Source organism: Paenarthrobacter sp. NPDC089322, assembly GCF_040684895.1.
Taxonomy (GTDB): domain Bacteria; phylum Actinomycetota; class Actinomycetes; order Actinomycetales; family Micrococcaceae; genus Arthrobacter.
Genome location: NZ_JBFBGW010000002.1, coordinates 382,644 through 406,531, shown reverse-complemented (window position 1 = coordinate 406,531; position 23,888 = coordinate 382,644). Strand labels below are relative to the sequence as shown.

Here is a 23,888-nt window from a genome sequence, read left to right as displayed (position 1 = left end):
TGGCGCGCACGTCATCGGCGGCGCAGCAGGCCCGCCTGGACGTTCCACGCAACGCCGGCGCGAACGCTGCACATCATAGACTGTTTATGACGCGGCTCCGTTCCACAACGTGGGCGCCGCTTTCCCGCACAAGGCTTCAATACGTATGGTTTATTGCAGCCCCTGGTTTTGAAATCGCTTCCTGCGTGCCCGCAGGACTGTTTGCACACGATCGAATTGGAGTTTTGATGTCAGCACACATCGGTGTCACCGGCCTTGCGGTGATGGGCGCCAACCTTGCCCGCAACCTTGCACGCAACGGCTTCACCGTGGCACTCCACAACCGTTCCGTGGAAAAGACTGACGCCCTCCTGGAGAAGCACGGCACGGACGGCGATTTCATCCGCACCGAAACGCTGCAGGAACTCGTTGACTCCCTTGAAAAGCCCCGCCGCGTCCTCATCATGGTCAAGGCCGGTGCCCCGGTAGACAACGTCATCGAACAGCTGGAGCCGCTGCTCGAGGCAGGCGACATCATCATCGACGCCGGCAACTCGCACTACGAGGACACCCGCCGCCGCGAAGCCGCGCTGGCCAAGAAGGACCTCCACTTCGTGGGCGTCGGTGTATCCGGTGGCGAAGAGGGTGCGCTGAACGGCCCGTCGATCATGCCCGGCGGTTCGCGCGAGTCCTACGACGCCCTCGGACCGCTGCTGGAGAAGATCTCCGCCAAGGTCGACGGCGAGCCCTGCTGCGCTTGGATCGGCACCGATGGTGCCGGCCACTTCGTGAAGATGGTCCACAACGGCATCGAATACGCCGACATGCAGGTTATCGGCGAAGCTTTCGACCTCCTCCGTTCGGGCGCAGGCATCGAGCCGGCCGAGCAGTCCAAGATCTTCGCTGAGTGGAACAAGGGCGACCTGTCCTCCTTCCTCATTGAAATCTCCGCCGAAGTCCTGGGCCACGTGGACGCCAAGACCGGCAAGCCGTTCGTGGACGTCGTTGTTGACGCTGCCGGCCAGAAGGGTACCGGCCGCTGGACGGTCATTTCCGCCCTTGAGCTTGGATCACCGGTTTCGGGTATCGCGGAGTCCGTCTTCGCCCGGGCTCTGTCCTCCCAGGCAGAGCAGCGCAAGCTCGGCCAGGAGCTGCTCGCAGGTGAGGAAGCCGCCGTCGAAATCCCCGAGACGTTCGTCGAGGACGTCCGCCAGGCGCTGTACGCCTCGAAGCTGGTTTCCTACGCGCAGGGCCTGGACATGCTGACCTCTGCTGCGAAGGAATACGGCTGGGACCTCAAGCTGGACGAGATCGCTTCGTTGTGGCGTGCAGGTTGCATCATCCGTGCCGAACTGCTCAAGGACATCACCAAGGCCTACGCCGCTGAAGAGAAGCCTGCAAACCTGCTGTTCGCCCCGGCCTTCACCAAGGCCATCGCAGATGCGCTCCCGGCGTGGCGCCGTGTTGTGGCAACCGCTGTTCAGCTCGGCATTCCGGTGCCGGTGTTCTCTTCCTCGCTCGCGTACTACGACGGCCTGCGCCGCAAGCGCGTCGCTGCGGCCCTGATCCAGGGCCAGCGCGACCTCTTCGGGGCGCACACCTACGGCCGCATTGACGCGGAGGGCACGTTCCACACCCTGTGGGGCGAGGACAAGTCCGAGATCTCGGCCGTCGACACTCACTAGTCAATCGCTGCCAGGCCGCGGCCCCCCGCACAGCCTGCCTGCTGCAAGGCCGGTTCTTCCCCCTTTAGTCTGGGAAGAACCGGCCTTTGCCGTGTCCGGACCAAGGACGGCGGGCGGGACAGCGACTACAAACCAGGAGGAAGCCATGACCGAACGCGTTGCCTTCGTGACCGGAGCATCAACCGGGATCGGTTATGAAGCTGCGATCGCTCTCCGGAGAGCAGGTTTCATCGTCTACGCCGCAGCCCGTCGTGTGGACAAGATGGCCCCGCTGAAGAACCACGGAATTACTGTCATGGATCTTGATGTCACGGTGGAGGAATCGATGGCATCGGCTGTTGCGTTTGTGGAAGCTGCGCACGGCCATGTCGATGTCCTTGTGAACAACGCAGGATACGGCTCGTACGGCTCCTTGGAGGAGGTTCCGCTGGATGAAGGCAGGCGGCAGTTCGAGGTGAACGTCTTCGGCCTGGCGAGGATGACCCAGCTCGTCATTCCCGGCATGCGAACGGCGAAAGCGGGCCGGATCATCAACGTCTCGTCAATAGGCGGAAAGATCTACGAGCCGTTGGGCGCCTGGTACCACGGTACCAAGTTCGCTGTGGAGGGGATCAGCGATTCACTTCGGCTTGAACTGAAGCCGCACGGAATCGACGTTGTGGTGATTGAGCCCTCAGGAACCGACACTGAGTGGGGAACCATTGCCGGCGAAGGTTTGCTGGCCACCTCGGCCAACGGGCCGTACAGCGAACAAGCACATACTGTGGCAGCGGCTCTTGCCACAACATCCGGCGGCATGCTCGCCACGCCCCCGCGAGAGGTGGCCCATGCCATTGTTCGGGCAGCGACAGCACGACGCCCCAGGACCCGCTACCCGGTGGGCAGGGGAGCCTGGAGCGTCCTTGCGTTGCGCAGGATACTTCCGGACCGCGCCTTTGATGCTGTTTTCTGGAACACCTACAAGCGGCTCGGTGGCTAGATCCTGTACTCGATGTAGTACTCAGCCGGATCGACGGCCGGTTTTGTCTCCGACTTCGCGTCGCGGTGCCGCCAGGTGGCGGGGATGCCGGTAATGATTGACTCCGGCGGCGCATTCTTCACCACCACGGCGTTGGCGCCGATGGCACTGTCATCGCCGATGGTGATGGGTCCCAGGACCTTGGCTCCTGCGCCGATGGTGACGCGGTCGCCGATGGTCGGGTGGCGCTTGACCTTGGCCAGGGAACGTCCACCGAGGGTCACGCCGTGATAGATCATCACGTCTTCGCCGATTTCGGCTGTTTCCCCGATGACGACGCCCATGCCGTGGTCGATGAAGAACCGCCGGCCGATCGTGGCGCCGGGATGGATCTCAATACCCGTCAGAAAGCGTGCCAATTGCGAAATGAGGCGTGCCGGGAAGCGGAGGGCCGGATTCTGCCACAGCTTGTGCGTCACGCGGTGCGCCCAGATGGCGTGCAGGCCGGAGTATGCGAAAAAGTTCTCAAAAGAACCTCGAGCCGCCGGGTCATGCGACCGGGCGGCGTCGAGGTCTTCCTTAAGCCTTGCGAAGAAGCTCACAAAGACCTTTCTACAGGAATGGAATGCGTGCGGGCGAAGTATCAGCCGCGGATATCGTCAAAAAGCACAGTGGAGATGTAACGCTCGCCGAAGTCGCAGACCACGGCAACGATGAGCTTGCCTGCGTTTTCCGGGCGCTTGGCAAGCTCCAGGGCACCCCACACGATGGCACCCGAGGAGATGCCGCCGAGGATGCCTTCACGTGCACCCAGTTCACGGGCAACGCGGACCGAGTCCTCAAGGGTGGCATCCAGGACTTCGTCGTACACGTTGGTGTCCAGGATCTCCGGCACGAAGTTGGCGCCGATACCCTGGATTTTGTGCGGTCCCGGTGCTCCGCCATTGAGGATGGCAGAGTCTTTGGGTTCCACGGCCACAATCTGGACGCCCGGCTTGCGCTCCTTCAGGACCTGGCCCACGCCGGTGACGGTTCCACCCGTACCCACGCCGGCCACGAAGATGTCGACTTCGCCGTCGGTGTCTTCCCAGATTTCCTCGGCGGTGGTGGCACGGTGGATGGCCGGGTTTGCTTCGTTGGCGAACTGCTGGGCCCAGATCGCATTCTCCGTGTTGGCAACGATTTCCTGGGCCTTTTCAACGGCGCCGCGCATGCCCTCGGAGCCGGGTGTCAGAACGATCTCTGCACCGTAGGCGCGAAGCATGACGCGGCGTTCCGTGGACATTGTCTCGGGCATGGTCAGGATGACCTTGTAACCCCGGGCAGCACCTACCAGGGCAAGAGCGATACCGGTGTTGCCGGAGGTTCCTTCAACGATGGTTCCACCCGGCTTGAGGGCCCCGGACTTCTCGGCAGCATCAACGATGGCCACACCGATGCGGTCCTTCACGCTGTTGGCCGGGTTGTAGAACTCGAGCTTCACTGCAACGGTGGCTTCGAGGCCCTCGGAAAGCCGGTTCAGGCGGACCAGCGGGGTGCGGCCGATCAGCTGGGTGACGTCGTCGTAGATCCTTGCCATGGAATGTATGCCTATCTCTGAAGAGGGAATGCTGAGGTCAGCCTAACCAGAGGCGAAGAAACCCTGTTAAGCACTAAGCCACGCAGAGTAATATTTCCGGGCTTTGGCCAGCTTCGGGTTGATGATCACCTGGCAGTATCCCTGGTACGGGAACTTGGCGTAGTAGTTCTGGTGGACCTCTTCCGCCTCGTAGAACTCGGGAAGCCTGGCTACTTCGGTCACGATCGGGTCCGACCACAATGCTTGGGCACGCTCGATGGCTTCTTCGAAGAGGATCTTCTCCTCGGTGGTGGAGTAGAACATCGATGAGCGGTACTGCGTGCCAACGTCGTACCCCTGCCGGTTCAACGTGGTGGGATCGTGCAGGGCGAAGAACATGTCAAGGATGACTTCCTCCGGGATCACGCTCTCATCGAATGTCACGGCCACGACTTCGGCGTGCCCCGTCGTGCCGGAACAGACCTCGTAGTAATCGGGGTCGCGGACATGGCCGCCGGTGTAGCCGGAGACGACCGAACTGACGCCTCGTGTTTTTTGGTATACGGCGTCCAGGCACCAGAAGCAGCCGCCGCCAAGTACGAAAGTTTTCATGATCTCTTCAATGGATCGGAGGGTCTGATGATTCCCCCAATACCTTACGGGAGGATGACGGTCCGTGGCGGGTGCTGATCCGCCCCAACCCGGCCGGTAGGTAAGAATAAGAGTATGGAAGCAGTAAACACCGCCATTTCTGATGCGGACTCCGGCGATGATGCCGCGACAGCCGAAGCCAGCGGGGACCCTACCCTTGGCCAGGTGCTGCTGGCCGTAGAAGAACTTTGGCCTGAGTCGCTGGCTGAAGACTGGGACGAAGTGGGTCTTGTGGTGGGCCGTCCCAACACCCCGGTCACCAAGGTCATGTTTGCCGTTGATCCCACCCTGGCTGTTATCGACGAGGCCATAGAGTGGGGCGCTGAACTTCTGATCACCCACCATCCCTTGCTGCTCAAAGGCGTCAATTCGGTGGCTGCCACATCGGCAAAGGGCTTGGCCGTCCACCGGCTGATCGAAGCCGGGACAGGGCTGCTCACCGTTCATACCAACGGTGATTCAGCCGTCGGTGGCGTTTCGGACGTCTTGGCGGACGCCTTTGGCCTCGAGAATGTTTCGCCGCTCACTACGGCTGCCAACGGGCTTCCCGAAGAGGGAATCGGCAGGGTCGGCGACCTTCCCGAGCTTATGACACTGGGCGACTTCGCAGCGCGCGTCTTCGAAATGCTTCCTGCCGTTGCCGGGGGAGTGCGCGTAGCCGGGGACAAGGACGGCCTGCTGCGAAGGGTTGCAGTTTGCGGCGGTGCAGGCGACAGCCTGTTCGAGGCCGTCAGGGCCAGCCACGCGGATGTGTACGTGACGGCGGACATGCGGCACCACCCGGCCTCCGAGGCACGTGAAGGCGCAGTCAACGGACGCCCGTACCTCATCGACGTTTCGCACTTTGCCAGCGAATGGTTGTGGTTGCCGGTGGCGGCCGAAGCGCTCGGCAACGTGCTCACGGACCAGGGCTACGACGTCGAAATCCGGGTCAGCACAACCAACAGCGATCCGTGGGACTTCATCCTGACTCCCGGCGGGGACTAGCATCAAGAACACAGTGGCCGGAAGGCCCTTCCGGTGCTGACCCCCAGCGCCGGCGACTACAGGCGGAGGTAAGCGTGGCGAAAGCAGCACCGGCAGAACAATTGAAATTGCTTGACCTGCAGGGGCTGGACGCCAAGCTCAAATCCCTGGCCGGCCGACGAAAGGTGCTGGAGAACGATCCGCGCATCGTTGACCTTGAGGACGCGCTGCGCGTAGCCAACGGTGAACTCGGCGCCGCAAAGCTGGCTGTTCAGGATGCCGAAGCCGAACTCCGCCGCTCGGAAGCTGATGTGGAGCAGGTGACGGGGCGCATCGAACGCGACGAAGCCAGGCTTAACAGCGGCACGGGCCTGTCCAAGGACCTGGTGGCCCTCCAAAATGACATCGCCTCGCTCACCAAGCGGCGCTCGGACCTGGAAGACGTTGAACTGGAGATCCTGGAGCGGCTGGATACGTTGCGGGAGCGGCAGGCCGCCCAACAGGCAATCGTGGACGATATCCGCAGTTCCTTCGGAAGCATCCGCGCCGAACTTGACCAGGCAATCGCAGAAATCACGGCCGAGGAAACCACCGTCCGCGGCCAGCGGGCAGCATTCGCGGATTCGCTCGACCAAGGAATGCTGGCCGTCTACGAAAAAACCCTCGCTAAACGCGGTGTGGGTGCGGCCCGCCTGTTCCACGGCAAGTCCGAGGGTTCCGGGATGACGCTGAGCCCGGGCGACCTCGCCGAAGTCAGGGCAGCCGCTGATGACGACATCGTTTTTTGCCCCGATTCGGGCTGCATCCTCGTCCGCTCCGCGGAGTGGAACTAGCCGGCCAGGACGATGTTGAGGGCATGGGGCTTCCTGGCTGTGCCCTCAACCAGTTCAACGGTCCACACTTCGCCTGCAGCCTTTGCCAATTGGCCGGGTGTGGCAGGTGCCTTGCCGCGCCTCGTCAGCAGATGCCTCGCCAACTCACCCCGGGTGTGTTTGGCGAAATGGCTCACAACCGTGCGCTTGCCGTTTGCCTCGCTGAACACATTGACCGCGACTGTCTGCGCCGGAGGCGGGGCCCAGGCGGCCGCGTAAGTGCTGGAGCGGCAGTCCACCAGGAGTTCCCCCTTAGAGCGCTTGGCGAGGGCAGCCGTCAGGTGCGGTTTCCAAAAAGAGGCAAGGCGTCCGACGTCGGGCAGTCCGGTTCCCATGGACAGCCGGTAGGCGGGGACGTGGTCACCAAAGCCGATGGCGCCCCACAGGGCGGACACCACCAGGATGGATTCCGCCGCCTTGCGGCGCTGAGTCGGTGTCATGGAGTCGAAGCCGAGCGCGTCATACAGGACGCCCGAATACACCTGATGGGCGGGGGCGGCCGGTTCTGAGTGCAGGCGGGTGTTCCGTTCGACGTCGTCCCGCAGTGAGGCGCCGACGCCCAGCAACGCCAACGCGTCCTCGTGCGCACTGACAGTTCCCAACGCTTCAAGCACCTTTGCCCGGTAGGGGTTCAGTTCGGGGAAGCTCAGCGAGTCCCACTCGACGGCGGGACCTTTGGCGGCGGGGGTCTTGCCTTCGGAAGGCGGCAGCAGAATCAGCACCAGTCGATATTACCGGGGACCAAGGGTCCCGATGGCGCCGGTAGACTGTAGGGCGGATGGGTTGACCAGGCGGCCGCGCGCCACGAAAGTGGCTCGAGGAACGTCCGGGCTCCGCAGAGCAGGGTGGTGGGTAACGCCCACTCGGGGTAACCCGCAGGCCAGTGCCACAGAAAACAGACCGCCTGCGCTTGCCGATGTCCGCATCGGCCTGCAGCAGGTAAGGGTGAAACGGCGGTGTAAGAGACCACCAGCTCCCCGGGTGACCGGGGAGGCTAGGTAAACCCCACCCGGAGCAAGGCCAGACAGGGCGCGTTCGAGGGCTGCTCGCCCGAGTGTCCGGGTAGGCCGCTGGAGGGCGTCGGCAACGGCGCTCGTAGATGGATGGCCGCCACTCCTTTGCCGGCAACGGCAGGGGATGACAGAACCCGGCGTATCGGTCAACCCATCCACTTCCCGGGGCGTTTGTGACGCTCATGTGAGTGACTTCACGCTCCCGGGCTGCCTTTCGGCCTTCCGCCCAGCCTAGAATGGATGGTGAACGTAGATGTTCTGCCGCCGGAACTGCGTTCGCAGCCGGCGGTTTTTCTCTGCAATCAATAAGGCGTTCCGGCAGACCGAAGCCCGGTAACGCTGGTGCCGCAGGACTACTCCCGGCGGCCAAAGCCATCTGCATACGAGGACGTATGTGGTTGACCCAAGGAAGGTAGTTCTGTGAGCCAGACGTCAGATTCTTGTCTTGATAAGTGGATGGGCCGGGAGGCTCTCGCCGAGGCCATGATTCCGGTGATCGGCCGGCTGTACCGGGAAAACAACGTGGTGACGAGCATCCACGGCCGGAGCCTGATCAACAAGTCGACCATGAACATCCTGAAGGCCCACCGCTTTGCGCGCCGGATGAGCAACACCGAGCTCCTGCTCGAAGAAACCGCACCCCTGCTCAACGCCCTGGCTGAGCTGGAACTGGGTGCAGCAGCAATCGACATCGCCCGCCTCACGGAAAAGTACCGTGCAGAAAGCGCCGGCACTTCGCTCGATGAGTTCCTCCGTGCCGAGCTGGCCGAGGTTGTCGGAAAGCGCGGCGCGGATGACCGCACCAGCACCGACGTCGTGCTCTACGGTTTCGGCCGCATCGGCCGTCTCCTGGCACGTCTCCTGATTGAAAAGGCAGGTGGCGGCCACGGCCTTCGCCTCCGCGCCATCGTGGTCCGGAAGGGCGCCGAGAACGACCTCGTCAAGCGCGCCAGCCTGTTGCGCCGCGACTCGGTCCACGGTTCCTTCGAGGGCACCATCCGCGTTGACGAGGAAGCCAACACCATCACCGCCAACGGTGTCCAGGTCCAGGTCATTTACTCGGACAACCCGGCAACCGTGGACTACACCGCTTACGGCATCAAGGACGCACTGGTAGTGGACAACACCGGTCGCTGGCGTGACGCTGACGGCCTCTCCCAGCACCTGCAGAGCAAGGGTGTTGCCCGCGTCCTGCTGACCGCGCCGGGCAAGGGCGACCTCAAGAACATCGTTCACGGCATCAACCACACGGACATCGTGGACGAAGACAAGATCGTCACGGCGGCCTCCTGCACCACCAATGCCATCACTCCGGTCCTGAAGGCGCTCAACGACAAGTTCGGCATCATCCACGGCCACGTCGAGACCGTGCACTCGTTCACCAACGACCAAAATCTGATCGACAACTTCCACAAGGGAGATCGTCGTGGCCGTTCTGCAGCATTGAACATGGTCATCACGGAAACCGGTGCGGCCAAGGCAGTGGCCAAGGCTCTCCCGGAACTTCAGGGAAAGCTCACCGGCAACGCCATCCGCGTTCCTACCCCCGATGTATCGATGGCCATCCTCAACCTCAACCTTGAGAACGGCACCACGCGTGAGGAAGTCAACGATTACCTCCGCGAGATGTCCCTGCACTCCCAGTTGCGCAAGCAGATCGACTACATTGACTCGCCGGATGTTGTTTCCACGGACTTTGTCGGCTCCCGCCGCGCCGGCATCGTCGACGGGTTGGCCACCATCTCCAACGACAAGAACCTCGTGGTGTACGTCTGGTACGACAACGAGTTCGGCTACTCCTGCCAGGTTGTCAGGGTCATGGAAGAGATGGCTGGTGTAAACCCGCCGTCGTTCCCGGCCCGCGATGTTGTTGCTCCCATCGCAGTGCTGGAAGGCGCCAACGCCTAAGTTCGCAGGCAGTAGCAGGTTTCCCGGCTGATTTACTGGCCTCAGCCGGGAAACCTGATCACAATTGGTTCATGGAAAATGAATCAACAATGCAGCACGAGACCACCCTTGAACACGCCTTGGACGTCGCCAAGGCCAACCACAAGCAAGCGCAAAAGCTGCTCGACCAAGCCGTCGCCGCCAATGCGGCCGGAGACGTCTCCGACGAACGCGTAGAGCAGTTGCGCGGACTCCTGGCACTGGCTGCGGAAGACCTCCAGCGCGTGATGCGTGAGCAGTAACTGACACATCCCGCCACCGTGGAGGTGTGACTTCCCCTCCACACTGTGGATACGGCTCTGCCTGTCGGTACGTTGTCCTACGCTCGAAGGACAGCAACAAACCGACAGGACGGAGCCCTTTGAGTATCACCTGGTCAGCCTACAAACGCGCCCGCCGACGCTCGCGGCAGGCATGGACGATTCTTGTGGTGGCAGCCGTAACCTTTGCCGCCGGATTGTCCTGGTTCTTCACGTCCGGCCAGTTCACAGTAGTTGAGCCTTGGGCGGCCGGCCCCAGTGAGGCTCCGGTCTTCGATTCTGCCTGGATGAGGCCCTTGGCGGGGGCTGATCCTGTTCCCGCCGAGAAGGCAGTAACCGCCCTGGATGGCCTTGACGTCAAGGGCCGTGCCGGACAAGACGACTATGAGCGTACGGAATTCGGTCAAGCCTGGTTTGACGCCGATAGGAACGGCTGCGACACGAGGAACGACATCCTCCGCCGGGATCTCACCGGAGTGGAGTTCACCAGCGGGTCCGGATGCAAAGTTGCTGGTGGCCGGTTCCATGAGCCCTATACGGGCGCCCAAGTGACTTTCAAGCGAGGACAGGACACCAGCGCCGCAGTCCAAATTGATCATGTGGTGGCCCTGGCCGATGCATGGCAAAAAGGCGCAAAGGAACTGACGGTGCAGCAGCGCCAACGGCTGGCCAACGATCCCCTCAACCTGATCGCTGCGGATGGGCCGGCAAACGTCAAGAAGGGTGCCGGCGATGCCGCCACCTGGCTGCCGCCCAATAAGAATTTCCGCTGCCACTATGTCGCCCGGCAGATCTCGGTGAAGACGGTCTACAAGCTATGGGTGACCCCGGCGGAGAAAGATGCCATGAAGCGTGTTCTGGACGGCTGCCCGGAGCAGCAAACCATTCACAATTCCAGGTGACCGTGTCCCAATTGCCAGGTGCCGCCGTCGTCGATTCTTTCCAGCACCGTGCGCTGGAGTGACGTTTCCCGGGGAAGCTTGTCCAAGTTTTCAAGTCCGCGTTGGCGGAAGGTGAAGTAGATGGCATCGGTAGGGGCATCCGTGCAGCGATCCAGCGTGAAACGCCGCGCGAACGACGCGATGTTGCTGTTCGGCAACCGCTCAACAAGGTAGGGATCCAGCATCCACGATTCGCATGTAGCCACGGTGGCCCGCTTGTCGGGGAAATGGCGGCTGAAGAACGAGCGTGCCTGATTGAAGCTCGCGTCAACGGCGTCAGGGGAGAGGCTGCCGTCCTCGGGGATGTGGACACCCAAAACCCAAGCGGATGCTGGAGTGGGTGTGCCTGGTGTGGTTACATTGCGGACATCCCGGATCAGGTGGAACTGCAGGCGCCCCAGACGGAAGAGATTGCCGGCCATGTGCAACGTGAGCCAACCCCACGTATCCAGGCCGAAACGGCCGTGGACCCGCCGGTTGATGCGCATTTGCAGGCCAACGTCGGCGAGGGAAGCAGCAGACACCGCATCCTCGATGCCGATGGCTGCGTGGTAATCATGAACGACGGGTGCAAAGCGGAGCAGGGCCTCGATCCAGTCCGGCTCGGTGATATCACTCGTGGCGACACTGTCTACAGGGAAAGTGCCGAGCCGCCGGCGCATGGTTTCCAAGGCGGACTGCACGTGGTCGTTTGGCTCGCGTGCCAGGAGGACCGCGCATTCGGCAGCGTCGTCCCCCGTGATGTCGAGGAGCGCGAAGAGCTCGGGAGTGGATGGTGTCATTGGACTAATGGCCAAAGGGATCAGGGTCCACACCAGGCATCCACGTCAGGCCGGGAACGCCCCAGCCGTTTCTCTTGGCCTGCTTCAGTGCCTTCTTCGCGTAGCGGTCCACCAGACGATTGACGTACAACTTTCCGTCCAGATGGTCGTACTCGTGTTGCATGACCCGCGCGAACCAGCCGGTCGCCTCGAAGTCCACAGGATTCCCGTTACCGTCGAACCCCTGCACCCGTGCCCATTCGGCCCGTTGGAGGGGATAGTGCTCGCCTGGAAAGGACAGGCAGCCCTCGACGTGCTCGTCCGGGTCAGGCAGGGCACCGGAAACCTTGGACAGCGTCAGGACGGGATTCACCAGGACGCCCTGTTCAGGAACGTCGTCATCGTTGGCGTACTTGTAGACAAAGATGCGCTTCCCGATGCCTACCTGGGGTGCGGCGAGCCCGACTCCGTTGGCGGCGTCATTGGTTTCAAACATGTCTGCAATGAGACTCCGGAGTTCGTCATCGAACACTTCGACTTCACTTGCCCGGCGGTGCAGGACAGGTTCGCCCCAAATGGTGACTGGCAGGACTGTCATCTCAGTAATTCCTCGTTCGATCGCTGATATCGGGAGCGGACCGATGGGACCGCAAGCGTGGCAAACACGACTAAGGCCGCACCGGATAACCGGTGCGGCCTTAGTGGAAACCGGCTTGACGCCAATCCCGGTGGGGTGAGCGACGGGGGTTGAACCCGCGACCTCCTGGACCACAACCAGGCGCTCTGCCAACTGAGCTACGCCCACCATGTGCCCTGTTGGAATTCCGTTTGACCGGCTATCCGTGAAGGCAACGACAAATAGCTTACCTGCTGTTTGGGGGTGCTACGTCCACTTTTGCCGCTTTCGAGAAAAAAATCTTCGAAAATGGCGCAGATCACACTTCTTCGGAGGCCCCCAACGTCTCAGCTGTTGCCGTGATCCCCTTCGAAATCCGTTGGGCAGTGGCAGTGTCCGGCCCGGGCGAGGGAACAAAGACGGCCTCCCTGTAGTACCGGAGTTCGTCGATGGAGTCCTTGATGTCTCCGAGGGCGCGGTGTCCACCGTGTTTGGCAGGCGACTGGAAGTATGCGCGGGGGAACCAGCGGCGCGAGAGTTCCTTGATGGTGCTGACATCGATCACGCGATAGTGCAGGTGCTCCACGATGTTGGGCATATCGCGCGCCAGGAACATCCGATCCGTCCCTACCGAGTTGCCCCCCAAGGGAGCCTTACGGGGATCCGGGACCCATTTTTCGATGTATTCCAGAACTTGGGCTTCGGCTTCAGCCATGGTCTTCCCGTGCGGAAGTTCGTCGAGGAGCTTTGAGCGCGTGTGCATGTCGCGCACAAAGTCGTTCATCTGCTCGAGGGCAGCGTCGTCCGGCTTGATGACGACATCCACGCCATCTCCGAGGATGTTGAGTTCCGAATCCGTCACAAGTGCTGCGACCTCGATCAGGGCATCGTTCTTCAGGTCCAGGCCGGTCATTTCGCAGTCGATCCAGACAATGCGTTCATTAGTAATAGGCACGCGCCTAGCCTATCCTTCGGGCTCTTCCAAGTGCTCCGATGGTACGATTTTTGAGCGCGGCAGTGTCGTTTCTTCCTGCCGCATAAAGCCCTGACGATTCAGATTTCCGCCCCGCAGAACAACGGGCAAACGATTGGATGAAGACCACATGACGGTGCCTGTACCCGCCGACCAGAAGGCTGGGAAAGAAGCGCCGGCTGCGGAGGCTTTTGAGGGCGAGGTGGACAACGCCCGTTCGCCGCTGATTGCAGGCTTCATCGGTTCCATGTTCCTGGTGATCGGTTCGCTCGGGGTGGGCTGGCTTGCACCGGTTTCAGAGCTTCGGCGGCTCCCCCTCTTTATCTGGATGCGAACCGAAGGCGTCGGCGTCGGCCTCTCCATTGTCTTGCTGGCCGTGGGAGGCATGTTGCTGGTCCGGGCATGGCTGCGGTTAGGGCAGCGCGTCAGGGTGTGGGGGCTTGAAGCGCGCAAAGCAACGCTCCAAGCGGTTGTGGCGTGGGGACTTCCAATGATGTTCACCGTGCCGCTGTTCAGCCGGGACGTCTACGCCTACATCGGCCAGGGCAGGCTGATGGTTGAGGGGATGAATCCGTACGAAAACGGGATATCCGCCCTACCCAACTACTTCCAACTTGGTGCGGACAAGATGTGGACGGAGGCCCCCGTACCGTACGGCCAGTTCTTTTTGTGGATTGAACAGTTCGTCGTATGGGTCACTAACGTCCAGCCTGAAGCGAGCATCATGCTGTTCCGGCTCGTCGCGGTGGTTGGTGTAATTCTCTGCATTGTCTACGTACCCAAGTTGGCAGAACTGCACGGGGTGAACCCGCACAGGGCGTTGTGGCTGACTGCAGCCAACCCGCTGTTCCTCACCAACTTCATCGCAAGTGTCCACAATGACGCGCTCATGATTGGTTTGGCGCTTGCAGGCCTCTACTACTGTGCGACGCGTCGGGTCATCCTCGGCATCGTCCTTGTCACGCTCTCCATCTCGGTCAAGCCGATCACTCTGGTCTTCTTGCCGTTCATCGGTCTTCTCTGGGCGGGGAAGGGTGCTTCATGGCCACGAAAGTTCCTCTTCTGGTTCTTGACTGCGGCCCTTACTTTTGGGCTCCTGTACGCCATGGGCCTGGTCAACGGATTCGGCTTTGGGTGGGTGAAGGGCCTGTCGGCGCCCGGCAGCGTATGGATCTGGTATGCCCCGGTCGGATTGATAGGTTTGGTTGTTGCCTCCATCTTCAACGTTTTTGGGCTGGATGGCTGGGGAATGGCCAAATGGGTCTACGACGCCGGCAAGGTGCTGATGCTGGGCGCAGTCGCTTGGCAGGTCTTCCGGGGAGAATACGACCGTTTGATGCGCCGGCTCACCTTGGCTTTCGCAGCGATCGTCCTGCTCGCCCCCATGATCCAGTCCTGGTACGTGGTGTGGTTGATACCCCTGTTCGCCGTGACCGGCATCCGCAACGACTGGCAGGTCAAGGCTGTGTACTTCGTGGTCTCGTTCTTCATGGTTTACGCCATCTCGGACCAGCTTGATGTGTTCCCGTACCTCCAAAGCGAGGATCTTGGCCTTGCACTGACCTTGGCCAGGAACGCCGCCGCAATCATTGCGCTTCTTTTCGCCGTGTATCTGATCTTCGGGGATCCGAAAACCAAGAGTTTGTTCCGCAAACGCGACGAACCTGGATTGCGCCCCATTATTTGAGGAGGCGCAGTCATTTGAGGAGGCGCAGGGCTTCGCGTTCGGATAGCGGGCTGAGGGCAGAAGCGTTCTCCGCAGCGAAGGACCTGACCCACTCGGGGTTCGATTTGCTGTACTCCCTTAATGCCCAGCCGATGGCCTTCCGGATGAAAAACTCATTGTCGGCGAGGTTGGGTTTGATCACGGCCGCCAACAGTTGGGCGTCAGTGTTGGCTTTGGCGCCGAGCTGCGAGGTGATGGAGGCCCGCCGGATCCACATGTCCTGATCCGTAGACCATTGAAGCAGCAGGGGAGTCATGGTTGCTTTGTGGGCCATGAGAAGCTGGCAGATTCTGTTCGAAACCCCGTCCACAAGGTCCCACCATGCGCCTGTCCGGATGATCTCTTCATACACAGGGAGCATGTCCACGTCCGTTCTGACCAGGCGCAAGTCCGTCAGGTCGATTGCCGCGTAACGCTCTTCCCTTGCCTTTGCTTGACGCCACAGGTCAAGCACAGTTGCCCTGAGGCTTTCCGGCGAGGCCACCGGAAATTGCTTCAGCGCTGCCTTGACTATTCTCCGGACTTCGGGGACCCGGACACCCAGGGAAGGCATATCCGATTTCATGTAGGCTTGGGCCCCTTGTGCCCGCACTCCATCGGCCGCGGCCAACAGCCTCGAACGTATGGCCTCCACCAGTTCCCTGTTCTCCATGCATCAACCTTAGGTTGCGCACCTTCAAGGTCCATCCGGCTCCGGAAGCTCGTTGCGGGGAGGGCGAACCAGCGGGCCGTCGTTGCCCGGTAGCCCGCCCTCGGCCCCGAACAATTCCTTCCGCTCACTATCAAGCGGCGGCATCCATCAACTCGCCTGTGGCAGTGTCCACCATGAGGGTTTCCGCAGCATCAGGGTGTCCATCATCTGTTCGGGGATCGTCGAGCGGTGCTCCCTCGTCCCCACCCACCGGCCAATCACCGGAATCTGCAAGCTGCACGGGGGCCTGTTCCCCCGAAGGTGCTGAATCAAGCGGCGCACCGGTGCCGTTCATCCGCGTGAAGTTTGCCGAACCCCACATGAGATCGTGCCCAACGGACTCGGCGTCGATTTCGGCTACGTGGTAAATGCGTCCCTCATGCTCCCATTGCCGCAGCCGGAGCCTTCCCATAACAATGACGCGTTGGCCCTTCTTGATGCTGCATCCCACGTGTCCCGCCAAGTAGCGGAAAGACTGCACGGTGTACCAGTTGGTGTTGCCATCCACCCAGGTATTGGTGGCGCGGTCGAAGCGCCGTTCCGTAGTGCCCAGGCGGAAGGAGGCAGTGGACGTTCCGCGCGGCGTGGTGGAGCTTTTGACCTCCGAAGCCACGAAGCCTCGGACAGTGATGGTGTCGTTCATGGGTGGTCCTTCCCGATTCTGTGAAGTGCCTGTCCGGCTACTTCAGCTTCGGCCAACCACGGTCCACAAACGAGCCCGGTATTGGGCTATGTGCATAACCCCGCAAAGATTCCTGGTGTGGAGGGACAGTGACGGCGCGCCAAAGGTGCCGGGTGGTTTGACCGAGGTGGTCCCGAATGCACTGTAAACTCTTTGTGGCGCGAACGGCTTAGGCTGGACGTGATGCCACCAGCCCCAGTAGCTCAGGGGATAGAGCAGCGGCCTTCTAATCCGCCGGTCGGGGGTTCGATTCCCTCCTGGGGCGCAGGATCCCCCTGGAACCGCATGGTTCCAGGGGGATTACTTGTTGTTGCCTGATTCAAGGAATTCCTTCAGGTTCTGAAGGACAAGGCGCCATGTCGCCTTGGATTGTTCGACCTCCTCGGCCCCCTTGTTGTTGCCCTGCGTGATCGTTACTGTTGTCCCTTCGCTGGACGGACCAAGGCGGTATTCCACCCAGTGGTAGTTCCGGGGGACATCCGGCAGGCCGGAAGCCGGGCTGTAATGGCTCGTTTTCAGGACGGTGGGCGGCTCAAAAGCGAGGATGATCCCCTTATCCTCGTAGCGCTTGCCGTTGTATTCACCGGAGTACGTAATCGGCTCGCCCACCTTCCACGACGACTCGACGGTGGTTCCGAGAAAGTATTGCTTGATCAGGGATGGCTCTGTCAGCGCTTTCCACACGACGTCACGGTCAGCTCGAATGATGGTGGATGCCTGGGCGTCGGGTACTTGTCCACTCATGGGGGGCTCCTTGTCGATTTACCTTGTCGATTTCATTCCGTAAGCGTCGATGCCCATGCCGCAGCTCGGCATCTGGCCACGCTATACCTCGTGGCGCTCCAAGTGAATGGCAGAATGTCAATGTGATGAGCGGGGGAACAACAGTGGAGCAGGCAAAGCAGTCGAGCGCATCAGGGCGACGCCGGGATGTTGTGCGGAAGTTCGCAGCCACATGTTGTGGTGCTGCATTGGCCGCTGCCCTGGCCGCCTGCACGGGAACCTCGCCGCAGACCGTCGTGGAAGCGCCACGTCCCTCCCAAGCGCCCGGTGCGGAGCAAGTTACGGACCCGGCTTTGGCTGCAACCTCCACTGCAGTAGAGGCCGCTCTCAAGAAGCTCGCAGCCGCCAATCCCAAGCCGGAGCGGGAGGCGTTGCGCGCCGCATTGGCCGCTGCGGGTATTCCGGAGGCCAACGTCGAAGTGTCCGTGAGCCGCACTCCAACGGGCCTGGACGTGGATGCGTTGGAAGCCGCCGCCCTCACAGGTGAACAATGTGTTTTCGGACAGATCCGCGATGGCGGGGTGGTCGTATCGATCCTTCCCGTCCTCTCCACGGGAAAATGCTTCATCGGAGACGTCCGATAAGGGCGGCAGCACCTTCCGAATGTGAGTTCTGCACACCTAGCCACTAGATTTAAGGGCATGGCGGAATTCATTTACACGATGACCAAGGCTCGCAAAGCCGTTGGCGACAAACTTATTTTGGACGATGTCAGCATGTCGTTCTATCCCGGCGCGAAGATTGGCGTCGTCGGCCCGAACGGTGCTGGTAAGTCCACCATCCTGAAGATCATGGCGGGGCTGGACACTCCCTCTAACGGCGAGGCCCGCCTGAGCCCCGGGTACACCGTGGGCATCCTCCTGCAGGAACCGCCGCTGAACGAGGAAAAGACCGTGCTCGGCAACGTCCAGGAGGGCGTCGGGGAGATCTACGGCAAGATCCAGCGTTTCAATGAGATCTCCGAAGAGATGGCCAACCCGGACGCCGATTACGACACCCTGCTGGAGGAGATGGGCAAGCTCCAGGAGGCCATTGACGCCGCCGACGCATGGGACATCGACTCCCAGTTGGAGCAGGCCATGGACGCGCTGCGCTGCCCGCCGGCAGATGCCGATGTCACCGTGCTCTCCGGTGGTGAGCGCCGCCGAGTGGCACTGTGCAAGCTTCTTCTCCAGAAGCCGGACCTGCTGCTCCTTGACGAGCCCACCAACCACCTGGATGCCGAAAGTGTGCTCTGGCTTGAGCAGCACCTGTCCAAGTACCCCGGCGCTGTCCTTGCCGTCACCCACGACCGCTACTTCCTTGACCACGTTGCTGAGTGGATTGCTGAAGTGGACCGCGGACACCTCTACCCGTACGAGGGCAACTACTCCACCTACTTGGAGAAGAAGAAGGCCCGCCTTGAGGTGCAAGGCAAGAAGGACGCCAAGCTTGCCAAGCGCCTCACCGAGGAACTCGAGTGGGTCCGTTCCAACGCCAAGGGCCGCCAGACCAAGTCGAAGGCCCGTCTGGCCCGCTACGAAGAGATGGCTGCGGAAGCGGAGCGGACGCGCAAGTTGGACTTCGAAGAGATCCAGATCCCGCCGGGTCCCCGCCTGGGCAACCTGGTGATCGAGGCCAAGGACATCAAGAAGGGCTTTGATGACCGCGTCTTGATCGAGGACCTGTCCTTCTCATTGCCGCGCAACGGCATTGTGGGCGTTATCGGTCCGAACGGTGTTGGCAAGTCCACCCTGTTCAAGACCATCGTCGGCCTGGAGCCGTTGGACGACGGCGACCTCAAAATCGGCGAGTCCGTCAAGATCTCCTACGTTGACCAGTCACGTGGTGGCATCGATCCCAACAAGACTCTCTGGGAAGTAGTGTCCGATGGCCTGGACCACATCCAGGTAGGTCAGGTGGAAATGCCGTCCCGCGCCTATGTTTCGGCGTTTGGTTTCAAGGGTCCGGACCAGCAGAAGAAAGCCGGTGTCCTTTCCGGTGGTGAGCGTAACCGCCTGAACCTGGCGCTGACGCTGAAGCAGGGTGGCAACCTTTTGCTTCTCGACGAACCGACCAACGATCTCGACGTCGAAACCCTGAGCAGCTTGGAAAACGCGCTGCTGGAGTTCCCCGGTTGCGCCGTGGTGGTCTCCCACGACCGTTGGTTCCTCGACCGCGTGGCAACCCACATCCTCGCTTACGAAGGTGACGATGAGAACCCGTCCAAGTGGTACTGGTTCGAGGGCAACTTCGAATCCTACGAAGAAAACAAGGTGGAGCGACTCGGCCCTGACGCCGCGAAGCCGCACCGTGTGACGCACCGCCGCCTGACCCGGGACTAGTTCCGGCCACGAAGCAGCAGCTAGTCGCAAGGCAGCGATAAAAGAAAGATGGCCGGTCCCTCCAGGACCGGCCATCTTTTTGCCAGGTGCTACGGAATGCGGACCATGCCTTCCTGTGCGACTGTTGCAACGTGCAGGCCCTCGCGGTTGAAGATCCGGCCGGTCGCGAGGCCGCGGGCACCTTGGGCACTGGGGGACTCCTGGACGTAGAGCATCCATTCGTCCACGCGTACGGGTCGGTGCCACCACATGGCGTGGTCGAGGCTGGCTACGCTCATACCCGGAGTCATCCACGCCAGGCCGTGTTTGCGGAGGATGGGTTCCAGCAGCGTGTAGTCGCTTGCGTAGGCCAAGGCCGCCCGGTGGAGGTTGTGGTCGCCGGGCAGGGGACCCATGGTTTTCATCCAGACGGCGTTCGTCGCCACGTGCTCGCTCGGCGGGGTGACATAGAGGGCAGGGTCGACGTGGCGGACGTCGAAAGGGCGTTCCGAGGACATGTGGCGCGCCATCGGATGGTCATAGCGTGCCAGCAGGTCGGCGGTGCTGGGCAACGATTCCGGATCCGGTATCCCTGCCGGCATGACCGCTTGGTGGTCCAGGCCCTCGTCCTCAACCTGGAACGAGGCAATCATGGAGAGAATCGGCACCCCGTCCTGGTAGGCGTGGACGCGTCGGGCGGAGAAGGAACGACCGTCCCGCAGCCTTTCCACTCCAAAGGTGATGGGTTTGTTTGCGTCGCCGGGCCGCAGGAAGTAGCCGTGCATTGAGTGGGCGACGCGGTCGGGGTCCACGGTCCGCATGCCCGCCATCATGGATTGGGCCAGCACCTGGCCACCAAAGACACGGTGCCGGGGCTGTTTCTGGGACGGACCCAGGAAGATGTCCTCATTGGTCCGCGCTCCGTCGAAGTCGCCCAAGTCGAGCAGGCCGATCAGGACTTCCATCGGGTCTTCAGGAGGCGCCTCTACCTCGAGGCCAGCGTTCGTCTCAGTCATGATTCGACTCTAGACGGCGCCCCGACCCCTCTCAACCGCGGACATGCCGGTAGAGTCGATCATGTGACAGACGTTCTAACCCAGTCCTTCCGCTTTACCGATCCCCGGGACCTCACTGATCTCCGGACCTTCATCATGAGGGCCAAAAGCATCGACGACGGCGCGATCCGGCTTCAGGCAGCCGGCCAGGTGCTGGCGGCCTATGTCTGTGTCCTGAGGCCGCGGATTCTGGGCGAATCAACGCCGACGATCCTGGGGCTGCGAACCATGGCTCTTGCGGAACCTGCGCAAGCGGATGTCACTGTCACCTTGGCGTCCGTCATGGACCGCTTGGCGCGCTCGGGTGCCGACGACGTCGAGCTGCCCATCCCGCCGTCGACCGTTTCTGAGTCATGGGCGGGCGTGGGCGCACCGAGAAGCGGTTGGGAGGCCCAGGGAACAGTCCGCGACGCCGACCTCAAGTCCGCGGCGGAAGCCGGGATAGCGGAGGTGGCCGGCGTGGTGCCCGCCATGGCGGGTGCCGCCGTCGTGGGTACTGCCCGTGCGGCTGTATGGGGACGTGCGCTGCCGGGCTTTGACGGGATGCCCGCAGGGGCGGCCTTTGCCGCGTTCGCGTTGGGCTTCCTCGGCGACGGTGAGCAGCAGGTGTTTCGTAACGGCCGTTGGTTTCGCCTCAGCGGCCCCCGCGGGCATGTAGTAGTGCGCACGGGGGCCGGGCTGGGCTTGGGTTCCTAACCGGGAACCGTCAAACTGCCGACGGGCTGTTCACCATGGTGAGCGCTGCCCGCTCCATGTAGTCCCACAGGGTGCCTTCGTGCAGGGGCGACAAACCGAGTGAGTCCACGGCGGTACGCATGTGGAACAGCCAGCGGTCTTTCGCCTCGGGGGTGACCCGGAAGGGCATGTGCCGCATGCGAAGCCGGGGATGGCCGCGTTCTTCGCCGTACGTCGTGGGTCCACCCCAGTATTGCTCCAGGAACATGAGGAAGCGCCGCTTGGCCGGTTCGAGGTCCTCTTCGGGATACATGGGCCGCAGCAGCGGGTCTTGCGCGACGCCGTCGTAGAACACATCGATCAGCTTCACGAAAGTTTCGTGACCGCCCACGGCTGCGTAGAAGCTGTCCGTGTACGCAGGTTGGCTGAAGGGATCATTCTGCATCAGCTGCCGACGTCCCCCGGCCGCGGGAGCAGACGTCCCCGTCGCGGGGGTTTCCTGTCCAGCCGTCATGTCACTCACTTGCCTTCTCCTCGGCCTTTTTGCCGGAGCCGGTTGCCGCCCCGGCCGGGACTGTGCTGCCTTCGCCGTCGTCGTCGGTTTCCGGCGACTCCAGGGGAACGTAGTCTCCCTGCGAGCGGTTGCCCACGCGAAGGATCTCGCCGTTACGCAGGTACCAGATGGCTCCGTCTTCGGCGCGGACCCGCGTGATGCGCAGGCCCACTGATTCAACCGTACCAATGACCTCACTCGTGACGATCACGTCTCCGATGCCGTATTGGTCTTCGATGGTGATGAAGATGCCGGCGAGGAAGTCGCGGATGAGCTGTTGGGCACCGAAACCTATGGCAACACCCAGGATTCCCACGCTCGTCAGCAGGGGTGCGACGTCCACGTTCATGTATTTGAGGACGTAGATGATCACGATCACCACGACCACAACGCTCACCAAACTTGTGAGGAGCGAGCCGATGGTCTCGGCACGTTGCGAGCGACGTTCGTGGTCCAACGCGCGGATTGCCGGTTGCACCCATTTGAAGTGCGGCTTCTTAAAGAAGGAACTGCCGATTGCTACGCGCCGCGTAATGCGCAGGATGATGAAGCGCGCCACGATCCAGACCAGCAGGCCCACGCCCACGGTGATGAGGATTGAAACGACGTCGATGTTCTCGGGTTCGATGGTGATGGTTTCCGCTGAAGGGATGGAGGTCAAGGTGGAATAACTCCTTGTGGTCGGCCCGTGTTCGCCGGGCGCGGAACACTCTGTCCACTATTAACCCTAGCGCCGTAGCGTGACCGTATGCGCATCCTCGTCCTCGGCGGTACCGCCTTCCTGTCCGCAGAAATCGCCCGGCAGGCACTCGCCTCCGGGCACGACGTCACCTGTCTCGCCCGGGGCAGTTCCGGGAAAGCGCCCGACGGCGTCACTTGGGTCCGCGCGGACCGCGCCTTGGGTGCCGGGGCCTATGCGGACGTTGGCGGCACGTGGGACGCAGTGGTCGATGTCTCCCGGGATCCTGTGCAGGCACGGGCAGCCTTGGAGGCACAGGCGGCGAAGGCAAAGCACTGGACGTTTGTTTCCAGCTGCTCGGTGTACGCCGACCACTCAGTTCCCGGCGCCGATGAAAGCGCCGAACTCCTTGCGCCCTTGCCTGACGGACAAGCCGGCACCCCTGAAACCTACGGCGAATCCAAATCAACCATCGAACAGATGACCCGGGAACTGGCGGGCGGAAAGGCGCACATCGTGCGGGCGGGGCTCATCGGGGGACCCGGAGACGGCACGGACCGTTACGGTTATTGGCCGGCCCGCTTTGCAGCCGACCCTGAGCCGGTACTGGTGCCCGATATCCCCAACCACGCAACGCAGATCATCGACGTCCGGGACCTCGCTGCGTGGGTTGTCCGCTCGGCGGAACGCGGACTGACAGGCACCTACAACGCGCTGGGCGACGTCGTTCCCTTCAGCGAGTACATCGCGGAATCCCAACGGGTGGCAGCCACGACCATCGAAGCAGTGGTGGCAGACGAAAAATGGCTCGCGGAGCAGGGGGTCGATTACTGGGCCGGGCCGGATTCCCTTCCGCTCTGGCTGCCACCGGGCCACGAAGGATTCCAGGCACGGTCCAACCGGGCGGCGAAAAGTCAGGGGATGGTCCTAAGACCATGGCAGCACACGCTCAGGGATACTCTCGCGTACGAACGCCGCCTGGGTTTGGAGAGGGAACGGAAGGCAGGCCTCAGCAGGGAAACTGAACGCAGGCTCGTGGCACTGTGGCGGGCGGGCCGGCCCTAGGCGACTGCCGTCGTCGTGCTTGGTTCGTGCAGAACCGGGAAGTTGACACTGCGGGCGATGAAGCAAAGCTGGTTGGCCTCGTGGTGAAGTTGCGGCACCAAACCCTTATGCGCAGGATCGCTGATGGTGACCCGGGGCTTCAGCGTCACGGTCTCGAATTGCCCGCTGCCATCCCGGTTGAGCTTCATCAGGCCTTCGGCGTTGTCCTCGTACGCGGTCACTACGACGCCATGTTTGACGGCGACGTGGAGGAAAGAGAGCATGTGGCACTGCGACAACGCGGCAAGCAGCAGTTGCTCGGGGTTGTACCGCGTTTTGTCACCGTGGAAAGTGGGGTCGGCTGAACCCTGCAAGGTGGGGAGCCCGGGAATGTCGACGTCGTGGTCACGTGAGTACCCGCGATAGCTCGCAGTGCCTTCGCCGCGGTTACCGGTCCAGCGGACGGTCAGCGCGTAGTGGTGTTCGTTGAGGCCCATGCGGACAGTCTAGCCACCGG

Annotated in this window: 26 protein-coding genes, 2 tRNA genes and 1 other RNA gene; 14 read left to right on the top strand and 15 right to left on the bottom strand. The window is 62.0% G+C overall.

The window, feature by feature from the left end:
* Positions 1-227 precede the first annotated feature (227 nt).
* Entirely contained in the window at positions 228-1,664 is a 1,437-nt protein-coding gene (gndA, locus tag AB0N65_RS03955; RefSeq protein WP_364157942.1) for an NADP-dependent phosphogluconate dehydrogenase, read from the top strand.
* A gap of 145 nt (positions 1,665-1,809) precedes the next feature.
* On the top strand, positions 1,810-2,643 hold the full coding sequence (locus tag AB0N65_RS03950) for an oxidoreductase (RefSeq protein ID WP_364157940.1): 834 nt from the start codon (positions 1,810-1,812) through the stop codon (positions 2,641-2,643).
* Here AB0N65_RS03950 and epsC read toward each other — a convergent pair.
* From epsC to msrA, 3 genes are all read right to left on the bottom strand, one after another.
* Positions 2,640-3,224 (bottom strand): serine O-acetyltransferase EpsC, encoded by a 585-nt coding sequence (gene epsC, locus AB0N65_RS03945; RefSeq protein ID WP_364157937.1) that lies wholly within the window; start codon positions 3,222-3,224, stop codon positions 2,640-2,642. The genes AB0N65_RS03950 and epsC overlap by 4 nt on opposite strands.
* A 41-nt stretch (positions 3,225-3,265) precedes the next feature.
* Positions 3,266-4,201, bottom strand: a complete 936-nt coding sequence (cysK, locus tag AB0N65_RS03940) for a cysteine synthase A (protein WP_364157934.1) — start codon at positions 4,199-4,201, stop codon at positions 3,266-3,268.
* Between the two features lie 66 nt (positions 4,202-4,267).
* The gene (gene msrA, locus AB0N65_RS03935; RefSeq protein ID WP_364157931.1) at positions 4,268-4,792 is read right to left on the bottom strand and encodes a peptide-methionine (S)-S-oxide reductase MsrA; all 525 of its coding nucleotides are present in this window, start codon (positions 4,790-4,792) and stop codon (positions 4,268-4,270) included.
* A gap of 114 nt (positions 4,793-4,906) precedes the next feature.
* On the opposite strand from msrA, the gene AB0N65_RS03930 reads away from it, so the two are divergent.
* Positions 4,907-5,818, top strand: coding sequence for a Nif3-like dinuclear metal center hexameric protein (locus AB0N65_RS03930; RefSeq protein WP_364157929.1), 912 nt, complete (start codon positions 4,907-4,909; stop codon positions 5,816-5,818).
* A 74-nt stretch (positions 5,819-5,892) separates the two neighbouring features.
* Positions 5,893-6,630: a C4-type zinc ribbon domain-containing protein gene (locus AB0N65_RS03925; protein WP_364157926.1), complete on the top strand. Its 738-nt coding sequence runs from the start codon at positions 5,893-5,895 to the stop codon at positions 6,628-6,630.
* Here AB0N65_RS03925 and AB0N65_RS03920 read toward each other — a convergent pair.
* A complete protein-coding gene (locus AB0N65_RS03920; RefSeq protein WP_364157924.1) occupies positions 6,627-7,391 on the bottom strand; it encodes a peroxide stress protein YaaA in 765 nt (254 codons plus the stop codon). The two genes, AB0N65_RS03925 and AB0N65_RS03920, sit on opposite strands and share 4 nt — an antisense overlap.
* A 57-nt stretch (positions 7,392-7,448) precedes the next feature.
* Here AB0N65_RS03920 and rnpB point away from each other — a divergent pair.
* The 4 genes from rnpB (at position 7,449) to AB0N65_RS03900 (ending at position 10,791) form a co-directional block, all read left to right on the top strand.
* Positions 7,449-7,840: RNase P RNA component class A (gene rnpB, locus AB0N65_RS03915), an RNA gene on the top strand.
* Positions 7,841-8,102: 262 nt separating this feature from the next.
* Complete coding sequence (locus AB0N65_RS03910; protein ID WP_364157921.1) at positions 8,103-9,590, top strand: glyceraldehyde-3-phosphate dehydrogenase; 1,488 nt, start codon at positions 8,103-8,105, stop codon at positions 9,588-9,590.
* A gap of 71 nt (positions 9,591-9,661) precedes the next feature.
* Positions 9,662-9,871: a hypothetical protein gene (locus tag AB0N65_RS03905; protein ID WP_364157918.1), complete on the top strand. Its 210-nt coding sequence runs from the start codon at positions 9,662-9,664 to the stop codon at positions 9,869-9,871.
* A gap of 119 nt (positions 9,872-9,990) precedes the next feature.
* Positions 9,991-10,791 carry an HNH endonuclease family protein gene (locus AB0N65_RS03900; RefSeq protein ID WP_364157915.1) on the top strand — a complete coding sequence of 267 codons (801 nt, stop codon included), beginning with the start codon at positions 9,991-9,993 and terminating at the stop codon, positions 10,789-10,791.
* Here AB0N65_RS03900 and AB0N65_RS03895 read toward each other — a convergent pair.
* The 4 genes from AB0N65_RS03895 to orn all read right to left on the bottom strand — a co-directional run bounded on the left by AB0N65_RS03895 (position 10,776) and on the right by orn (position 13,162).
* A complete protein-coding gene (locus tag AB0N65_RS03895; RefSeq protein WP_364157912.1) occupies positions 10,776-11,612 on the bottom strand; it encodes an acyltransferase domain-containing protein in 837 nt (278 codons plus the stop codon). The genes AB0N65_RS03900 and AB0N65_RS03895 overlap by 16 nt on opposite strands.
* Before the next feature lie 4 nt (positions 11,613-11,616).
* Entirely contained in the window at positions 11,617-12,189 is a 573-nt protein-coding gene (gene def / locus AB0N65_RS03890) for a peptide deformylase (protein WP_364157909.1), read from the bottom strand.
* A 131-nt stretch (positions 12,190-12,320) separates the two neighbouring features.
* Positions 12,321-12,396, bottom strand: a tRNA-His gene (locus AB0N65_RS03885).
* A gap of 130 nt (positions 12,397-12,526) precedes the next feature.
* The gene (gene orn / locus AB0N65_RS03880) at positions 12,527-13,162 is read right to left on the bottom strand and encodes an oligoribonuclease (protein WP_364157906.1); all 636 of its coding nucleotides are present in this window, start codon (positions 13,160-13,162) and stop codon (positions 12,527-12,529) included.
* Between the two features lie 148 nt (positions 13,163-13,310).
* Here orn and mptB point away from each other — a divergent pair, with 148 nt between their 5' ends.
* Positions 13,311-14,867: a polyprenol phosphomannose-dependent alpha 1,6 mannosyltransferase MptB gene (gene mptB, locus AB0N65_RS03875; protein ID WP_364157904.1), complete on the top strand. Its 1,557-nt coding sequence runs from the start codon at positions 13,311-13,313 to the stop codon at positions 14,865-14,867.
* Positions 14,868-14,877: 10 nt separating this feature from the next.
* On the opposite strand, the gene AB0N65_RS03870 is transcribed toward mptB, so the two are convergent.
* Entirely contained in the window at positions 14,878-15,558 is a 681-nt protein-coding gene (locus tag AB0N65_RS03870; RefSeq protein ID WP_364157901.1) for a DNA alkylation repair protein, read from the bottom strand.
* Between the two features lie 130 nt (positions 15,559-15,688).
* Complete coding sequence (locus AB0N65_RS03865; protein ID WP_364157898.1) at positions 15,689-16,240, bottom strand: single-stranded DNA-binding protein; 552 nt, start codon at positions 16,238-16,240, stop codon at positions 15,689-15,691.
* 231 nt (positions 16,241-16,471) lie between these two features.
* On the opposite strand from AB0N65_RS03865, the gene AB0N65_RS03860 reads away from it, so the two are divergent.
* Positions 16,472-16,544 (top strand) — tRNA-Arg (locus tag AB0N65_RS03860).
* 35 nt (positions 16,545-16,579) lie between these two features.
* On the opposite strand, the gene AB0N65_RS03855 is transcribed toward AB0N65_RS03860, so the two are convergent.
* On the bottom strand, positions 16,580-17,023 hold the full coding sequence (locus AB0N65_RS03855) for an SRPBCC domain-containing protein (RefSeq protein ID WP_364157896.1): 444 nt from the start codon (positions 17,021-17,023) through the stop codon (positions 16,580-16,582).
* 125 nt (positions 17,024-17,148) lie between these two features.
* Here AB0N65_RS03855 and AB0N65_RS03850 point away from each other — a divergent pair, with 125 nt between their 5' ends.
* A complete protein-coding gene (locus tag AB0N65_RS03850) occupies positions 17,149-17,646 on the top strand; it encodes a hypothetical protein (protein ID WP_364157894.1) in 498 nt (165 codons plus the stop codon).
* Positions 17,647-17,703: 57 nt separating this feature from the next.
* The gene (ettA, locus tag AB0N65_RS03845; RefSeq protein WP_364157891.1) at positions 17,704-19,386 is read left to right on the top strand and encodes an energy-dependent translational throttle protein EttA; all 1,683 of its coding nucleotides are present in this window, start codon (positions 17,704-17,706) and stop codon (positions 19,384-19,386) included.
* An 89-nt stretch (positions 19,387-19,475) separates the two neighbouring features.
* On the opposite strand, the gene AB0N65_RS03840 is transcribed toward ettA, so the two are convergent.
* Positions 19,476-20,381, bottom strand: coding sequence for an acyl-CoA thioesterase II (locus AB0N65_RS03840; protein ID WP_364157888.1), 906 nt, complete (start codon positions 20,379-20,381; stop codon positions 19,476-19,478).
* Positions 20,382-20,444: 63 nt separating this feature from the next.
* Between AB0N65_RS03840 and AB0N65_RS03835 the strand changes: the two genes are divergently transcribed.
* Positions 20,445-21,116, top strand: a complete 672-nt coding sequence (locus AB0N65_RS03835; RefSeq protein ID WP_364157885.1) for a hypothetical protein — start codon at positions 20,445-20,447, stop codon at positions 21,114-21,116.
* Positions 21,117-21,126: 10 nt separating this feature from the next.
* Here the strand turns inward: AB0N65_RS03835 and AB0N65_RS03830 are convergent, their stop codons facing one another.
* Together AB0N65_RS03830 and AB0N65_RS03825 are read right to left on the bottom strand one after the other, a co-directional pair.
* Positions 21,127-21,540: a globin gene (locus AB0N65_RS03830; protein ID WP_364158016.1), complete on the bottom strand. Its 414-nt coding sequence runs from the start codon at positions 21,538-21,540 to the stop codon at positions 21,127-21,129.
* Between the two features lie 70 nt (positions 21,541-21,610).
* Entirely contained in the window at positions 21,611-22,309 is a 699-nt protein-coding gene (locus AB0N65_RS03825) for a mechanosensitive ion channel domain-containing protein (protein ID WP_364157882.1), read from the bottom strand.
* A gap of 87 nt (positions 22,310-22,396) precedes the next feature.
* Between AB0N65_RS03825 and AB0N65_RS03820 the strand changes: the two genes are divergently transcribed.
* Positions 22,397-23,392, top strand: a complete 996-nt coding sequence (locus AB0N65_RS03820) for an NAD-dependent epimerase/dehydratase family protein (protein WP_364157879.1) — start codon at positions 22,397-22,399, stop codon at positions 23,390-23,392.
* Here the strand turns inward: AB0N65_RS03820 and AB0N65_RS03815 are convergent.
* Positions 23,389-23,868 carry an OsmC family protein gene (locus AB0N65_RS03815; RefSeq protein ID WP_364157876.1) on the bottom strand — a complete coding sequence of 160 codons (480 nt, stop codon included), beginning with the start codon at positions 23,866-23,868 and terminating at the stop codon, positions 23,389-23,391. The genes AB0N65_RS03820 and AB0N65_RS03815 overlap by 4 nt on opposite strands.
* Positions 23,869-23,888 lie beyond the last annotated feature (20 nt).

Excerpts from the sequence above, each read along its gene's own strand:
- gndA (WP_364157942.1), top strand. The coding sequence starts at position 228 with ATGTCAGCACACATCGGTGTCACCGGCCTTGCGGTGATGGGCGCCAAC.
- AB0N65_RS03950 (WP_364157940.1), top strand. The coding sequence starts at position 1,810 with ATGACCGAACGCGTTGCCTTCGTGACCGGAGCATCAACCGGGATCGGT.
- cysK (WP_364157934.1), bottom strand. The coding sequence starts at position 4,201 with ATGGCAAGGATCTACGACGACGTCACCCAGCTGATCGGCCGCACCCCG.
- msrA (WP_364157931.1), bottom strand. The coding sequence starts at position 4,792 with ATGAAAACTTTCGTACTTGGCGGCGGCTGCTTCTGGTGCCTGGACGCC.
- AB0N65_RS03930 (WP_364157929.1), top strand. The coding sequence starts at position 4,907 with ATGGAAGCAGTAAACACCGCCATTTCTGATGCGGACTCCGGCGATGAT.
- AB0N65_RS03905 (WP_364157918.1), top strand. The coding sequence starts at position 9,662 with ATGGAAAATGAATCAACAATGCAGCACGAGACCACCCTTGAACACGCC.
- AB0N65_RS03895 (WP_364157912.1), bottom strand. The coding sequence starts at position 11,612 with ATGACACCATCCACTCCCGAGCTCTTCGCGCTCCTCGACATCACGGGG.
- def (WP_364157909.1), bottom strand. The coding sequence starts at position 12,189 with ATGACAGTCCTGCCAGTCACCATTTGGGGCGAACCTGTCCTGCACCGC.
- mptB (WP_364157904.1), top strand. The coding sequence starts at position 13,311 with ATGACGGTGCCTGTACCCGCCGACCAGAAGGCTGGGAAAGAAGCGCCG.
- AB0N65_RS03870 (WP_364157901.1), bottom strand. The coding sequence starts at position 15,558 with ATGGAGAACAGGGAACTGGTGGAGGCCATACGTTCGAGGCTGTTGGCC.
- AB0N65_RS03865 (WP_364157898.1), bottom strand. The coding sequence starts at position 16,240 with ATGAACGACACCATCACTGTCCGAGGCTTCGTGGCTTCGGAGGTCAAA.
- AB0N65_RS03855 (WP_364157896.1), bottom strand. The coding sequence starts at position 17,023 with ATGAGTGGACAAGTACCCGACGCCCAGGCATCCACCATCATTCGAGCT.
- AB0N65_RS03850 (WP_364157894.1), top strand. The coding sequence starts at position 17,149 with ATGAGCGGGGGAACAACAGTGGAGCAGGCAAAGCAGTCGAGCGCATCA.
- ettA (WP_364157891.1), top strand. The coding sequence starts at position 17,704 with ATGGCGGAATTCATTTACACGATGACCAAGGCTCGCAAAGCCGTTGGC.
- AB0N65_RS03840 (WP_364157888.1), bottom strand. The coding sequence starts at position 20,381 with ATGACTGAGACGAACGCTGGCCTCGAGGTAGAGGCGCCTCCTGAAGAC.
- AB0N65_RS03830 (WP_364158016.1), bottom strand. The coding sequence starts at position 21,540 with ATGCAGAATGATCCCTTCAGCCAACCTGCGTACACGGACAGCTTCTAC.
- AB0N65_RS03820 (WP_364157879.1), top strand. The coding sequence starts at position 22,397 with ATGCGCATCCTCGTCCTCGGCGGTACCGCCTTCCTGTCCGCAGAAATC.
- AB0N65_RS03815 (WP_364157876.1), bottom strand. The coding sequence starts at position 23,868 with ATGGGCCTCAACGAACACCACTACGCGCTGACCGTCCGCTGGACCGGT.